Origin of the sequence: Mesorhizobium sp. M0051 (genome assembly GCF_040323235.1) — a bacterium.
In the GTDB taxonomy this organism is placed as follows: Bacteria; Pseudomonadota; Alphaproteobacteria; order Rhizobiales; family Rhizobiaceae; genus Mesorhizobium.
Genome location: NZ_JAMYUT010000020.1, coordinates 111,383 through 125,576, shown reverse-complemented (window position 1 = coordinate 125,576; position 14,194 = coordinate 111,383). Strand labels below are relative to the sequence as shown.

Annotated in this window: 12 protein-coding genes and 2 pseudogenes; 5 read left to right on the top strand and 9 right to left on the bottom strand. The window is 62.6% G+C overall.

Going from position 1 to position 14,194, the window contains the following annotated elements; genetic code table 11:
* Nucleotides 1–154 precede the first annotated feature (154 nt).
* From NKJ90_RS20950 to gcvA, 4 genes are all read right to left on the bottom strand, one after another.
* Entirely contained in the window at nt 155–1,459 is a 1,305-nt protein-coding gene (locus NKJ90_RS20950) for an ABC transporter substrate-binding protein (protein WP_352486685.1), read from the bottom strand.
* A 153-nt stretch (nt 1,460–1,612) separates the two neighbouring features.
* Nucleotides 1,613–3,007: a hypothetical protein gene (locus tag NKJ90_RS20945; protein WP_031260544.1), complete on the bottom strand. Its 1,395-nt coding sequence runs from the start codon at nt 3,005–3,007 to the stop codon at nt 1,613–1,615.
* A gap of 34 nt (nt 3,008–3,041) precedes the next feature.
* Nucleotides 3,042–4,346, bottom strand: a complete 1,305-nt coding sequence (gene pncB, locus NKJ90_RS20940) for a nicotinate phosphoribosyltransferase (RefSeq protein ID WP_023760285.1) — start codon at nt 4,344–4,346, stop codon at nt 3,042–3,044.
* Nucleotides 4,347–4,497: 151 nt separating this feature from the next.
* Nucleotides 4,498–5,472, bottom strand: coding sequence for a transcriptional regulator GcvA (gene gcvA, locus NKJ90_RS20935; RefSeq protein ID WP_023760284.1), 975 nt, complete (start codon nt 5,470–5,472; stop codon nt 4,498–4,500).
* Between the two features lie 268 nt (nt 5,473–5,740).
* Here gcvA and speB point away from each other — a divergent pair, with 268 nt between their 5' ends.
* The 5 genes from speB to NKJ90_RS20910 all read left to right on the top strand — a co-directional run bounded on the left by speB (nt 5,741) and on the right by NKJ90_RS20910 (nt 9,707).
* Complete coding sequence (gene speB / locus NKJ90_RS20930; protein ID WP_352486681.1) at nt 5,741–6,802, top strand: agmatinase; 1,062 nt, start codon at nt 5,741–5,743, stop codon at nt 6,800–6,802.
* Nucleotides 6,803–6,881: 79 nt separating this feature from the next.
* Nucleotides 6,882–7,688, top strand: a complete 807-nt coding sequence (locus NKJ90_RS20925; RefSeq protein WP_023760282.1) for a transporter substrate-binding domain-containing protein — start codon at nt 6,882–6,884, stop codon at nt 7,686–7,688.
* Nucleotides 7,689–7,694: 6 nt separating this feature from the next.
* Entirely contained in the window at nt 7,695–8,351 is a 657-nt protein-coding gene (locus tag NKJ90_RS20920; protein WP_023760281.1) for an amino acid ABC transporter permease, read from the top strand.
* Nucleotides 8,348–8,995: an amino acid ABC transporter permease gene (locus NKJ90_RS20915; protein WP_023760280.1), complete on the top strand. Its 648-nt coding sequence runs from the start codon at nt 8,348–8,350 to the stop codon at nt 8,993–8,995. The genes NKJ90_RS20920 and NKJ90_RS20915 overlap by 4 nt, the downstream gene beginning before the upstream one ends.
* A gap of 277 nt (nt 8,996–9,272) precedes the next feature.
* Nucleotides 9,273–9,707, top strand: a complete 435-nt coding sequence (locus NKJ90_RS20910; protein ID WP_023760279.1) for an FKBP-type peptidyl-prolyl cis-trans isomerase — start codon at nt 9,273–9,275, stop codon at nt 9,705–9,707.
* A 204-nt stretch (nt 9,708–9,911) separates the two neighbouring features.
* Here NKJ90_RS20910 and NKJ90_RS20905 read toward each other — a convergent pair whose 3' ends face one another.
* The 5 genes and pseudogenes from NKJ90_RS20905 to NKJ90_RS33555 all read right to left on the bottom strand — a co-directional run.
* Entirely contained in the window at nt 9,912–10,805 is an 894-nt protein-coding gene (locus NKJ90_RS20905; RefSeq protein ID WP_023760278.1) for an aldose 1-epimerase, read from the bottom strand.
* The gene (locus tag NKJ90_RS20900; protein WP_245266699.1) at nt 10,806–11,606 is read right to left on the bottom strand and encodes a FadR/GntR family transcriptional regulator; all 801 of its coding nucleotides are present in this window, start codon (nt 11,604–11,606) and stop codon (nt 10,806–10,808) included.
* 2 nt (nt 11,607–11,608) lie between these two features.
* Entirely contained in the window at nt 11,609–12,610 is a 1,002-nt protein-coding gene (locus tag NKJ90_RS20895; protein WP_023760276.1) for an ABC transporter permease, read from the bottom strand.
* A pseudogene (locus tag NKJ90_RS33560) lies at nt 12,607–13,302 on the bottom strand (ATP-binding cassette domain-containing protein); the annotation flags it as partial. The gene NKJ90_RS20895 and the pseudogene NKJ90_RS33560, both read right to left, overlap by 4 nt.
* Before the next feature lie 318 nt (nt 13,303–13,620).
* Nucleotides 13,621–14,070: pseudogene (locus tag NKJ90_RS33555) on the bottom strand (ATP-binding cassette domain-containing protein); the annotation flags it as partial.
* Between the last annotated feature and the right edge of the window lie 124 nt (nt 14,071–14,194).

Here is a 14,194-nt window from a genome sequence, read left to right as displayed (position 1 = left end):
CTCCGATCATCCAGAGGTCCTTTCAGAATCGATTTCCGCACACCACACAAGAGTCCCTTTGTACTCATGTGCGATTCCCCTGCCCCTTGCGGGGGAGATGTCCGGCAGGACAGAGGGGGGTGGGCCGAAGGGCACTGCGCTTAAAGGACCAAGCCTAAAGCGCCTGCGTCGTGTAATCCCCCTCGGCCTCGTAAAGCCCGTCCTCGATCTTGGTCTTGTGGACGACTTTCAGCTTGCCGCCCTCGACCTTGGAAATGTTCTGGATGCCGAAGCACTGGTGGATCTTGCCATTGAAAGTTTTGGGCCCCTGCGGGTGCTCGGGTCCTTCGGCGAATTCGGTCAGAGCCTCGGTCGCCTCGACCAGCTTGGCGCGGTCTTCCGGTCCCTTGTAGCCGGCATCCTCCATCGCCTTCTTGACGACGTAGAGCGTTTCCCAGCAGCCGAACATATGGGCCGCGGTCGAGACGTCCTTTGGGTCGCCGACGGCGGCACCATTGTCGTCGATGCCGACGGCGGCGCGATAGGCCTTTTGCGCCTCGGAATCGTCTGGCTGCGCATAGCGCGGCGAGCCTTCCCAGAAATGGCTGCCGTCGAGGAATTCGAGGCCGGGGCTATTGATGTCGGTGGCTTCGAGCGAATCGATGAAACCGAACAGCTGCGGCCGGTTGGAGCCGTAGAACTCGCCGAGTTCCTTGACGAAGGTAAGCACCGCCGGGCCTACCATAACGTGATAGAGCACCTCGGTCTCGGCCGGGATCTGCGGGAAGTACTTGGTGAAGGAGGATTCCGTTGGCGGGATGGCGATCTGGGCGATGACGTCGGCGCCTTGCGCCTTCAGCGCCGGCGGCAGGTAGTCGCGATGGTCGTAGCCGAAGGCGAAATCCGGGAAGATCATGGTGACCTTCTTGCCGACATTGCCTGCGATCCACGGCGCCATTGCCTGGATCTGGCTCTTCACATCGGTAATCCCGGGCTGGAAGACATACCGGTTCAGCTTGGTCGAGGCGACATGGTGGCCTTCGCTGACGACGAAATAGGGGATCTTGGCTTCGCCGGCAGCCGGCGCCGAACCGATGACGACGTGCGAGAACAGCGTGCCGAAGACGATGTCGGTCTTGTGCTGCGTGGCGAACTTGCCGACCACCTCGGCGCCACGGCCGGGATCCGTGCCGTCATCCTCGATGATCACCTCGACCTGGCGGCCATTGATGCCGCCGGCGGCGTTGATCGCCTTGACCGCGGCAGCCGTGGTCTTCTCGTACCAGCGGCCATAGGCAGCGCCGATGCCGGTGCGGTGCGACTGGAAACCGATCTTGATCGGCGCCGAACTCTGCGCCTGGGAATAGCGAACGAAGCCGGGAGCTGTGACCAGGCCGGCGGTGGCAGCCAGACCCTTCAGCGCCGTACGGCGGGTGAGGGCAGTCTTGGAGAGGTCGAAAAATCCGTTCTTGTCAGCCATGTTCGTTCCCCTGTTTTTCAGTTTTGACCAACGATAAGGCGGCTTAGGCATCCTCGCTCAGAGGACGCGAAAAATTGCATGTGTACAAACTAAATCATCAAAGCCTTGATGTGGCAAGCGAGCTTCCCCAACGATATCGAGGCCGCCGTTTTCTCATCCGGCGGTCGGCGTGGCAAGCAACCAGAGGCCGAAGACGGTGTAGGCGATCATCAGCAAGGTAAGCGGGAACTGGCTGAGCGCGGCGCGGGAAGGCTGCGGGTGCAGGCGCCAGGCGAAGCCGTGGGCGACCAGGACGGCCAGCACATGGCCCGATATGATGGCGCCGGCCTGGACATTCCACAGCCACCACGCCGAGTCCGCCCCGGCAACGATGCCGGCCTCGATCTGCATGTCGGCGGTGCCGAACAGGTTCCAGCCCATCGCGAACGGATCGGAAAGTGCCGCAAGCGCGTACTGTCCGTCGATGAGCAGCGCGGTCAGATAATGAGCGACATGATAGGCGAGCGCGATCGGCACGATCGACCAGACCAGCAGGCCAGCCGCCTCGCCGAGGGTATGATCGCCGTCGGCGAGGCGCTGGCCGAGCCAGACGGCAAGCAGGAACACCGCCGCCAGCAGCACGAATGTCAGCACCAACCCGAACGTGCCGCTGCCGATCACCGCGGTGCGGCCGGGAAATTCGAGCGGATTGATGCCGAACAGGCCAAGCCAGAAGAACGTCTTCGACAAGCCGTCGAACGATACCGACGACAGGGCCAGCAGCAGGAAGGCGATGCCGCTGGTCGGCAACGGCTTGGCGGCAAGCAGCTTGGCGCCCGGCCAGCACAGGTCAAGCCGGCCGTTCTCATCGCGCTCTACAATCGCGAAGCGCGCCACCATCGAGAAGAAAACCGTCAGGAATTCGCCGCTGCGGCTCCAGGCACGATAGCCGAATACCAGCATCGCAAGGAAGGTGAGCAGCCAGTAAAGGCCCGCGGCTGAGGCCAGCCGCACCGGATCGTCAGGCGCCGGATCGATGAGTTCGAACCAGGCAAAGGCGAAGAACAGTATCACTGCCGGCCAGTAGCCAAGCCATCGAGGGCATTGCCACCTTCCCTCGTCGTCCCCGCCCAACAGGCGCGAGACGAGGCGCCATGGCCCGTACCACGGGTTGAGCCATGACCAGAGATCGCCGAAGACGCCTTGCAACAGCGCGACGCCGGCCCACAGCAATGTCCAGATCACCAGCGGCAACGGGTTGGAGAGCGGGTCGCGGCTGCCGGAAAATCCGGCGGCGCTCAGGAGTGCAAAGCCGGCAAAGGATATCAGACTGACGGCAGTGCGGACGCTGTCGCCGAAGGTGAATAGCGGCAGGCGCCGGCGCCAGAAACGATCGAGCCAATCCACCGGCAGCAGCGCCAGCACGAGGAAACTGACGGCAACGGCGAAGGCGCCGCCGACCAGGTAGTAGCCCGTCGGCAGGAGCAGGACATGGCCACGGTCAGAGGCGTGCGCGAAGGCGGGGGTGGGGAGGAAGGCCAGCAAAGCGATGAGGCACGGGGGCGCCATGGAACTCACTCTATCCAAAAGCCCCACTCACCCCTCACACCTTGACCAGTTGCTCCACGCGGTCCTTCTCCCCGAAAATCCTGATATAGCGCTCGATCTCGTTCTCATCTCCGGTCGCCTTGGCCGGATTGTCGGAGAGCTTGACCGCCGGCCTGCCATTGGCCTCGGTGACCTTGCAGACCAGCGATATGGCGTCGAGGCTGTTGGTTTCGGTCGGCGCGCAGCCTTCGAAATCATTGGTCAAATTGGTGCCCCAGCCGAAGGACATGCGCACCTTGCCTTTGAAGTGGCGGTAGGTCTCCTCGATTGTCTCGACCTCAAGCCCATCGGAGAAGATCAGCAGCTTCTGGCGGGGATCCTTGCCCTTGTCGCGCCACCACGACAGTATCTTCTCGCCGCCCTCGATGGGCGGCGCGCTGTCGGGGCGGAAACCGGTCCAGTCGGCCACCCAGTCCGGCGCGTCGCGCAGGAACGACGCGGTGCCGAAGGCGTCGGGCAGCACGATCAGCAGATTGCCGCCATAGTAGCGCTGCCAGTCCTGCAGCACCTTGTAGGGCGACTGTTTCAGCTCTTTTTCGGAATTGGCCAGCGCCGCGAATACCATCGGCAGTTCATGCGCGTTGGTGCCAAGCGCTTCGAGGTCGTTGTCCATCGCCAGAAGCACGTTGGAGGTGCCGGTGAACGCCTCGCCGATACCTTCCTTCAGCGCTTCGACGCACCAGCGCTGCCACAGGAAGGAATGGCGCCGGCGCGTGCCGAAGTCTGAGATGCGGATGCCGGGCAGCGCTTTCAGCCGTTCGGTCTTGGCCCACATCTTGGCCTTGGCGCGGGCATAGAGCACATCGAGCGCGAACGGCCCGAACGCGCGCATGGCGGCGCGAGATCGAAGTTCATTGATGATCGCCAGCGCCGGGATCTCCCACAGGGTGGTGTACATCCACGGCCCGTTGAAGGTCAGTTCATATTGCCTGTCCCGCTTCGACAGCTCGTATTCGGGCAGCCGAAAACCTTCGAGCCAGGCGAGAAACTCCGGCTCGAAGATCTGCTTGCGGCCGTAGAAATTGTTACCGGCGAGCCAGATCATCTCCTTCTTGGAGAAGCGCAAGGTGCGGGCATGATCGAGCTGTTCGCGCAATTCGCCCTCATCGATCACGTCCGCGAGGCGAACCGAAGTGGTGCGGTTGATCAGCGAGAAGGTGGTCTCGACCTTGGGGTACATGCCCCAGATCATCTGCAGCATCAAAAGCTTGTAGAAATCCGTGTCGAGCAGGCTGCGCACGATCGGATCGAGCTTCCAGGTGTGGTTGTAGACCCGCCGCGCAATATCGGTCTTAGCCATGTTTCAACACCGCCTTTGCTGCCTGCAATCCACAACCGCGACAGGCCTCATAGCATCGAATTCGCCAGAACGCTGCCCGGTTTCAGGCTGGCCCGACAAAAAGAGAGCCCTGTGGAGGCGGAAGCCCACCGATGGCCACCGCAAGCCGCTGTCAGGTTCCGGTTTTGGCACCGATGACCCTGAGCGCCGGACGCTTGCGGCGGCTGACGATGCGGCCCGCTACCGGCGCGTCGGCGCGGCCGTCATCCCCGGCCTTCTCGGCAAACAGCCAATCGATGAACACCTGCACGATCGGCGTCGCCCTCATCTCGTTGCGACAGACGACATAGAAATCGTCGACCGCCGGCACCGACAGGCTGAACGGCGCGACCAGCATACCTCTGGCCAGCAACGCGCTCGCCGTCACGGAATCGCCCAGCGCCACGCCATGGCCATGCACCGCCGCCTCGGTCGCCATGCGTGCGTCGCCAAGATGATGGCGGCGGCCCCGCTCCAGGTCCAGCGCGTCGGCGGCCGCCAGCCATGTGTGCCATTCCCGGCCATCGTCGCCATGCAGGAAGACATGGTCGGCGAGATCCCTGACGCTGCGGATCGGACGGTTGTTGATCAAGGTCGGGCTGACCACCGGAAACAGTTCGAGGCCCGACCATTTGCGCATCCAGCAATCGGCCCAGCTGCCGTCGCCATAATGCACGCAGACGTCGATGTTCGGCGCCCGCAAATCCCTAGGGTCGTTGGAGGGGATAAGCGTCAGACTTATGTCGGGATATTGCGCCATGAAACTGCCGAGCCGCGGTGTCATCCACAACAACAGCAGCGCCGGCACGCAGGAGACCGAAAGTGTGCCGCTGCTCGCCGGCCTTGTCATGCGCTGGGTGGCGGTCGCGATACTGTCGAAGGCCGTCGAGACCGCCGGCAAAAGTTCGGCGCCGTGAGGAGTCAGTTTGACCCGCTGACCGACCCGCTCGAACAACTTGACGCCGAGCGACTGCTCGAGTGCCTTGATCTGGTGGCTGATGGCGCCATGCGTGACATTCAGTTCACTCGCCGCCTTGGTCAGCGAGCCATGGCGGGCCGTTGCCTCGAAGGCACGCAGCGGATTGAGAGGCGGCAGCCGGTTGGCCATGAGCATCCATTCAAGCGCGATCCCGAAAAGCGGAGGCCGGTTTTCGGATCAGATCGTGCTCCGAGTTTATTGTGAGATTTTCTCACAGAGAACACGCTAACATTATCATTTGATTTTTCAATGGGGCTGCCAGACACTTGAGCCCGAAACAGCTTCAAGACGTGAAATCTGCAGGCAGCCAGCGCGACAGCGACCCGCCCGGACGACGGTCGGCTCGCCAGGCATCGCCAACGGTCGCACTGCATCAGCCCGGGCAGGAGGAGCGGATATGGGATACGATCGCGGCAAGCTCGATGCGTTGCGTCGCAAGTATGGTGAAAGCCATGGCGGCGAGATGTTCGACCCGAAGTTCCGCAAGGTCGCCGACAAGATCTTTTCCAAGAGCGGCACGCGGCTGGCGCCCTATTCCGGCATCCCGACCTTCCTCGCCGCACCTTACCGCGAAATAGCGGCCGATAATCCGGATTTCGGCGATTTGCAGGTGGCGATGATCGGCGTGCCGATGGATCTCGGCGTCACCAACCGGCCGGGCGCGCGCTTCGGGCCAAGGGCGCTGCGCGCCATTGAGCGCATCGGCCCCTACAATCACGTGCTGGAATGCGCGCCGACACATGAGCTCAGGGTCGCCGATATCGGCGATACGCCGTTCCGCAGCCGCTACCGGCTGGAGATCAGCCATGATGACATCGAGCGCCGCACCAACCAGATCGTCGATGCCGGCGTCATTCCATTGTCTGTGGGCGGCGACCATTCGATCAGCCATCCGATCCTGAAAGCCGTCGGCAAGAAGGCTCCGGTCGGGCTGATCCACATCGATGCCCATTGCGACACCAGTGGCCTCTTCGACATGACCAAATTCCACCATGGCGGGCCGTTCCGCAACGCCGTGCTAGACGGCGTGCTCGATCCGACGCGCACGATCCAGATCGGCATTCGCGGCTCGGCCGAATATCTGTGGGAGTTCACCTATGAGTCCGGCATGACGGTGGTCCATGCCGAGGAAGTGACCGGTCTCGGCATTCCCGCCATCATCGAGAAGGCGCGCAAGATTGTCGGCGACGGGCCGACCTATGTCTCCTTCGACATCGACAGCGTCGATCCGGCCTTCGCGCCCGGCACCGGCACGCCGGAAGTTGGCGGGCTGACGACGCGCGAAGTGCTTGAACTGCTGCGCGGCCTCAAGGGCCTCAACATCGTCGGCGGCGACGTCGTCGAGGTGGCGCCGCAATACGACGCCACCACCAACACCGCGCATGCCGCCGCACAGGTGCTGTTCGAGATCCTGAGCCTCATGGTGTTCAGCCAGGCTGTTACCGGCAAGGGAACCTGACGTTCAGAAAGCAAAGGCGGCCGCCGTACTGGAGCCGGCGGCCGACCCAAACAAACAAAGCTTCCAGAGGGGAATAAAAATGACGATCCGAAAGACATGTGCATCCATAGCCGCCATGCTGATGCTCAGCACCGCTGGTCTCTCATTGGCAATCCAGGCCGCCAGCGCCGATGCGCTGGCCGATATCACCAAGGCCGGCGCCATCAATGTCGGCGTCTTCGCCGATTTCCCGCCCTTCTCCTCGGCCAGCGCCGATATGAGCCTCAAGGGCTATGACATGGATGTCGCGCAATACATTGCCGACACGCTCAAGGTGAAGCTCAACCCAGTCTCCGTCACCGGCCAGAACCGCATCCCATACTTGAACGACCACCGCGTCGATCTCTTGATGAGCGTCGGCTATTCGAAGGAGCGCGAGCAGGTGATCGACTTCGCTGTCGCCTACGCGCCCTACTACATCGCCGTCATCGGTCCGGCGGCACTTTCGGTCAAGGGCAAGGAAGACCTTGCCGACAAGTCGATCGCCGTCAACCGCGGCACGCTGGAAGACACCTCGCTCACCGAGGCAGCGCCGGCGTCGGCCGACATCAAGCGCTTCGACAACTACAATTCGGTGATCCAGGCCTTCATCTCGGGCCAGACGCAATTGATGGTCGTCGGCAACGATGTCGGCGCGCAGGTGCTGGCCAAGCAGGACGCGCTGGAGCCCGAGCAGAAGTTCCAGCTCCTGACCTCGCCCTCCCATATCGGTCTCAACAAGAATGAGGACAGCCTGAAAAAGGCGGTCAACGATGCCGTTGCCAAGATGCTGGCGGACGGCAAGCTCGACGAAAGCTCGAAAGCCTGGCTGAAGACGCCGCTCAATCCCGACAATCTCAAGGATTGAGTTTCCGTGGCCTTTGCCTGGCTTCCAGGTGCTGTCGGCGACATAGCGCGCGGCGCGGCCACGACGATCCTGTTGATCGCCGTGACCACGCTGGCGGGAACGTTCCTCAGCATCCTGGGTGCCGCGGGGCGCCGCAACGGCCCGGTGCTGCTCAAGCGGGCCATCGCCTGGTATGTCGAGATCATCCGCAACACGCCGTTCCTGGTGCAGCTGTTCTTCATCTTCTTCGGCTTGCCCAGCCTCGGCATCAGGCTCGATCCGGTACTTGCCGCCATCCTGGCGATGACCCTCAACATGGCGGCCTACACCATCGAGATCGTCGGCGCCGGGCTTGACGCCGTGCCTGGCGGGCAGACGGAAGCAGCGCTCGCGCTGGGCTTGAGACAACGCCAGGTGTTCATCAAGATCGTGCTGCCGCAGGCGCTCAAGGTGATCTTTCCAGCGCTGGCCAGCCAGATCGTCATCATGATGCTGGAGTCCGCCGTGGTGTCGCAGATCGCGGTGCGTGAGCTGACCTACGAGGCCGACATGCTGCAGGCGCGCACCTTCCGCTCCTTCGAGACCTATTTGGTCGTGACGATGGTCTATCTCCTGATGTCGATGGCCTTGCGCCGGCTGCTGGTCACAGGCGGCCGCCGCGTCCTGGGGGCTGGCGTGTCATGATCGAATTCACCTTCTGGGACATCGTGCGCAACCTGCTGCTCGCCGCCCGCTGGACGGTGCTGCTATCGCTGGCGGCCTTCATCGGCGGCGGCATTGTCGGCCTGGTCGTGTTGTTCTTCAGGATCGCCAAGAATAAGTGGAGCCGGCGCGTCGCCTCCGGCTACATCGCCCTGTTCCAGGGGACGCCGCTTTTGATGCAGCTGTTCCTGATGTTCTTCGGTCTGCCGATGCTGGGCCTGCGCATCGAGCCATGGACGGCGGCGGTGCTCGGCCTCACCTTCTTCGCCAGCGCCTATCTGGCCGAAATCTGGCGCTCCGGCGTCGCCGCCCTGCCACTAGGCCAATGGGACGCCGGCGCCAGCCTCGGCCTGCACTACCTGCAGGAACTCAGGCTGATCATCCTGCCGCAGGCGTTTTCGATCACCCGCGCGCCGACAGTCGGTTTCCTGGTGCAGCTCATCAAATCGACGGCGCTGACCTCGATCATCGGCTTCGAGGAACTGGTGCGAACCTCCAACGCCATCAACAACGCCACCTTCGAGCCCTTCAAGGTCTATGGACTGGTGGCGCTGATTTTCTTCGTCATGTGCTTTCCGCTGACGCAGTACGCGCGGAAGCTCGAAAAGCGGGCGATGGCGCATTGAGGCCGAATGCACGTTGATGTTGACGGGCATCGACGGCGATTACACTGAGTGCGGTGCTGGCTTAGCCGGCGCTGAAGATTGCCGGCAGTATCATCGCGCAGGCAGCACGCGAATGAAGGCGACGCGTGGGAAGCCAGTCGGCAGCTCTAGCGCTTTACATCTGCAGCCGAGTACCTAGTTTTAAAGCTTCGCACCGTGCACCTTCGTGCGTGGATGATCGAGAACGGGACCGTGAGCTCTGGCCGGTCCCTCAAAAACTTCCGAAAGGATGACTGCTATGACACAGGCCAAGAATGGCGACACCGTGCGCATCAACTATACTGGACGTCTGGCCGACGGCACTCAATTCGATGCTTCCGGCAGCGAACCGCTGCAATTCACGCTGGGTGAAGGGCAACTGATCCCTGGCCTTGAAACCCAGGTCGAGGGCATGGAGGTGGGTGCGAAAAGCACCGTCAAAGTTCCCGCCGAGGCCGGCTATGGGCCACATCGCCCTGAAGCGGTCATGACCATCGACCGCGCCAAGGTGCCAGACAACATCAACGTCGATGTCGGCACTCGATTGCAGGTTAGAACCGGCGACGGGCGCCCCATGCCGGTAACGGTCGTCGGCGCGGACGACGCCAGCGTCAAGCTCGACGGCAATCATCCGTTGGCCGGAAAGGACCTGGTATTCGATGTTGAACTGGTCGAGATCGTTCAGGCGGCGTAGTTTCGGCGTCAACGGGATGAATCATGGCTGAAAGTTTGAGTCACCGGTTCGACTCAACCCGCAGCGCGAAGAATATGACGGTCGCCGAGCAACGGGCGGCCGTCCCATATCAATGTCCGAACACCAGCGGCGGCGCCAGGCGATCCCGCCGCAACAGCGCCAGAAGCCGCGCCGCCACGGCCAGCCGGGCGGCCGCTGTTGCCTTTACTTCGGTATAGGCAAAGATGAGACACGGAAGCTGCAACCAGCCGCCAGGCTCTCGCCAGGGCCAAGCACCGTCAATCCATTCCATATGTCGATCGAGCCGCGGTTGTGAGCATCGACGACATGACTTACCGGCTCGAAACAGAAAAAGTCGCTCGCCTGCGATGGCGAATAGACCTGGTAGAAGTTCAAGGGCGGCGACGCCTCGATCCTGAGGCCGCTATTTTGCTCCGGCCAACATATGGAAGCGACGCCGTCCCAGCCGGCGAAGGCATTGTTTATCCATCCGACTGGCAAGGCGGTCGGCGTGCCGAAATCCCAATCGGGACGGGTTTTGACATCCACGAACCCGTCAGGAAGATGGTCCGGCCGTTCGAGGCAGACCTGTGACGCCGGGGCGTGAAGCGTTGTCCGTGAGGTTCTGGGCAACCATGGATGAACGCCAAGCCCGAACGGAAGCCTGACCGTCGCGCGGTTGACGATTTGAAGCAGCAGTTCGAGCGCCTGTCCAGTCAGCGCGTAGCTCACCTCCGCGCGGTACCGGTACGGGCCGGGTCCCCCGCTGGTCAGCGACAGCCTGGCATGGTCCGGCGTCAGGCTGTCGACATCCCATGCTTTTGAAAATCCATTGCCGTGAATGGGAAACGGCTCGCCGGCAAGGTTGGGAAGCAGTTCGTGAAAATTGGCGTCGAAGGTGAAGCCACCGCTCGAGATGCGATTTGACCATGGCAGGAGCAAATTGCAGGCGAGATCGAAGGGGTTCGAACTCCCGTGCTCCGGCCATGGCCTGAACAGCGGCACGCGGCCATGGTCGAACCGCGCCAGACCTGCCCCAAGCGACGGAACAATTTCGGCGGACAGGTCGCCGCTTCGAATTTCAATGGTCTCGATCATTCAGACGGTATCGGCCTTGGCAGCGGCGGCCGGCTGTTGATGGCGACCCTTGCGGGCGACAGCGAGAAGGTCATTCGACGCGATGCCGATCAGCGCTTTCATCTGATCATGCGCGTCGTCGACCCTGCGCATGCGGATGGCTTCCAGCACGTCGCCATGCGCGCTCAGTGTCTGCTGGTAGTTGGCGGTGGCCGATGTGGTCAATCGGAAGGAGAAGCTCAGCGCCGCAGCAAGCATGTTGCCGAGATTGGCGAAAACCGGGTTGCGGCTGGCGCGCAGGATGGCGGTATGAAAACGGACGTCGGCGTCGAGACAGGCGGCGAGGTCATCCTCCGGCGCTATCCGCATGGCCTCGTAGGCGGCTTCGATCACAGCGAGATCGCCCGAGGTCGCCATCTTCGCCGCAAGCTGAGCGGCAGCTGGCTCGATGACCAGCCGCGCCTCGATCAAGCCGCGAACAAAATCGAGATCGGGCTCGATGTCGCGCATCCATTCGAGAACCTGCGCATCCAGCCTGTTCCATTCGCTCGACACACGCACGCGGGTGCCTGCCCGCTTGCGCGCCTCGATCAATCCCTTGGCCGAAAGCGTCAGCAGCGCATCGCGAAGCGCTGTGCGGCTGGCGCCGTAGATGACACACAGTTCAGCCTCGGTCGGCAGCAGCGCGTGCTGTGCATAGGTGCCGGCGAGAATGCGCTGTCCGAGATCGCGGGCGATACGATCCTTCAGGGATGACGTGGCGCCATCCCCGGCGGACGGATCCTGCTTGCCTTGACCAGTCGAAGCGGTCGCCGCGTCCATCGTCATGTCCTGTTCAAGTGGTACTCGGCAATCACCACAGCAAGGATCAGCAGCGAGCCTTTTGCAAGCAATTGATAAAAGGTTGGTACCGACGTCAGTATCATTCCGTTGTTGAGCACGCCAATGATGGCGACGCCGAGCAGCGCGCCGACAATCGTTCCCTTGCCGCCCTGCAAGGCGCAGCCACCCAGCACCGCCGCTGTAATGGCCTCGAGTTCCAGGCCCTGCGATCCGGATACAGGCTGCCCCGAGCCGGTGCGGGCAGCCAGCAGGATCCCGGCCAGACCGGCGGCAACGCCACTCATGATGTAGATGCCGACGCGGTAGCGGTTGATGTTGATGCCGGAGAAGCGGGCGACAACGGGATTGCCGCCGAGCGCATAGATGTTGCGGCCGACGATCGAGCGCGCCAGGAAGAGATGGAACACGATCGCGGTCAGAACAAGAATCCAGATCAGCAGCGGCAGGCCGAGGATCCGCCCGATGCCTATGAACCGGAACGTGTCGCTGAAGATGGCGATCGACTGGCCATCGGACATGATGAAGGCGATACCCCGAAAAATAGCCATGGTGCCGAGCGTGGCAATGACCGCATTGACCCGTCCGTAGGTGATGATGATGCCGTTGACGAGACCGGCAAGACCGCCAAGCACCAGGCCGGCAACGATGCCCGCCGAGGGCGACCCGGTCGCTTGGATGGCCATTGCAGTCGATACGGTGGTCAGGCCGACAGTGGCGCCGACGGCGATATCGAGGCCGCCGGCGACAATGACAACCGTCTGGCTCATCGCCAGCACGCCGAGGATGGTGATGCCGAGACCGATGTTGAGCAGGTTTCGGCTGGAGAAAAACACATCGGCGCGCAGCGAACCGAAGATGACGACGAGAATGGCGAGCGCGACCAGCAGGCTGATGTTGTGAACGCCAAGGCGCTCCACTAGGCGCGAGGAAGCCCCCCTGGCGCCGGTCTGCGCTTTCGAGGCGCGAAGCTCGAGGCTGTTCATTGGATGTGGTCTCCGAGCGCTGGTGCCGATTGCGGCATGGCGTGTTTGAGGATCGTCGCCTCGTCGATGTCGGGCCGGGACAATTCGGCGGTGATGCGGCCTCCCGCCATGACCAGAACCCTGTCGGCGAGGCCGATGAGTTCCGGCATTTCCGAAGAGATCAGGATGATGCCGATCCCGCTTGCCGCGAGTTCATCGATCAGCCGATAGATTTCCGCCTTGGCGCCGATGTCGATGCCGCGGGTCGGTTCGTCCAGGATGAGCAGCATCGGCTGCCGGGCAAGCCAGCGCGCCAGAACGACTTTCTGCTGGTTGCCGCCCGACAGCTTTGAAACCTGTTCGTCGAGATTCGGAGCCTTGATCGACATCTTGGCTGCCAGAGGCGAGACAATCTCCAGCGCCTTGCGCCGATTGAAGAAGCCGAAGCTCGACGTCTTGTCGGGCACGCAAAGTGCCGCGTTGTCGAGAATGCTTCTAAAGAGCAGCAGCGCCTCGTGCTTGCGGTCTTCCGGGGCAAAGCCAATGCCGGCGACGATTGCCGCATGCGGACTGTTGGCGAGAACCGACACACCGTTCATGGCTATGGTTCCAGCGAGGCGGCGGTCATAGCCGACAATCGCCTTTGCCAGTTCGGATCGGCCCGCACCCACGAGGCCGGCGATGCCGAGCACTTCGCCTCGGCGAACCCTGAGGCTGACATCGCTGACGCGGTCGGTGCTCAGGCCCGCCACGTCCAGCAACAGTTGTCCCGCCCGCCACGTCTCGCGCGTGAACAGGTCGGCTATGTCGCGGCCGACCATGAGCTTGGCAATGGTCTGTTCGCTGGCACCGGCTGCCGGCGAATCGTCGACCAGCCGACCGTCGCGCAAAACGACGATGCGGTCGGCAAGGTCGATGATCTCGTTCAGCCGGTGCGAGATGTAGACGATCGATGTTCCCTCTTCGCGCAGTCGGCGGATGACTGAAAACAGGCGGCGCGCCTCGTCATCGGTCAGCGACGAAGTCGGCTCGTCGAAGGCGATCAGGCGGCCGCCGGCGCGGATGGCGCGCATGATCTCGATCATCTGCCGTTGCGCCGGGCCGAGTGTGCTGCACAGTTGCCGCGGCCGCATGTCCTGCTGCATGCCGAAGGTCGCAAGCACCCGGTCGGTCTGTTCCTCCAGCTTGCGCCAGTCCAGCAGCACCCCCGCCAGTCGCGGCAATTCACCGACGAAGATATTTTCGGCAACCGTCAGGTTCGGCACGATCTCCGGCTCTTGATGGATGACGCGAATTCCGGCCCGATGGCTGTCGCGCGGCTCGCCGAAAACAATCGGCGTGGAACCGTGCCGCACGGTGCCGCCGTCGGGGCCGAACACACCTTCGAGAATGCGCATCATCGTTGATTTGCCGGCGCCGTTCTCGCCGACCAAAGCGAGCACCTCGCCCGGCCGGAAGGCGATCGAGACGCTGTCGAGCGCCTGCACGACGCCAAAGCGCTTCGATACCTTGTCGAGCGAGAAGAATTCCGGTTGGGTCAAAGCTCACTCCTTGGGAATACGTGCAACCGTACAGCGTCATGCGCCTTACGTCGCATGACGCGTA